Genomic DNA, 404 nt, shown 5'->3' on the forward strand with positions numbered 1-404 from the left:
CAACTCCTCGAGCGCAAGCTTCATCGAAAAAGTGCCAGTGCGGCCGACGCCGAAACCAATCACACGTAAGGACATGTGGTTTTTCCCATGGGCTGCTTCTCCGGATGGCGTGAAGCAGTCTAGGCAGACTGCTCGGGGGGAAGCAGCCGGTCCATCACATTAGCAAACACTCCCGGAAAAACTCCTTTTCCTTCGCCCCGTCGCAAGACCTCCTCGACGCTGAGGTTTCCTACGCAGTGGGTTAGCTGTGGAGCCTCAATAGGTTGTCCTTGCCGAGGGCGAGGCGGCTGATGGGCGGTTTTGATTTTAGACTGCCGTGCGGGCGATGCCAGTTGTATCGATGGAGCCAGAACGGCAGTTCGTCGGCGCGGCGATCTGAGCTTGGATATGCCTGGGCGTATGCC

The 404-nt window shown here is 58.2% G+C and carries 1 protein-coding gene; it reads right to left on the reverse strand.

The features are described 5' to 3' along the window. Window positions 1-241: 241 nt before the first annotated feature. A partial coding sequence (locus I6F37_RS42865) for an integrase core domain-containing protein (protein WP_368736835.1) occupies window positions 242-404 on the reverse strand: 163 nt, incomplete at its 5' end.

The organism is Bradyrhizobium sp. NBAIM08 (genome assembly GCF_020193935.1).
Taxonomy (GTDB): Bacteria; Pseudomonadota; Alphaproteobacteria; order Rhizobiales; family Xanthobacteraceae; genus Bradyrhizobium; species Bradyrhizobium yuanmingense.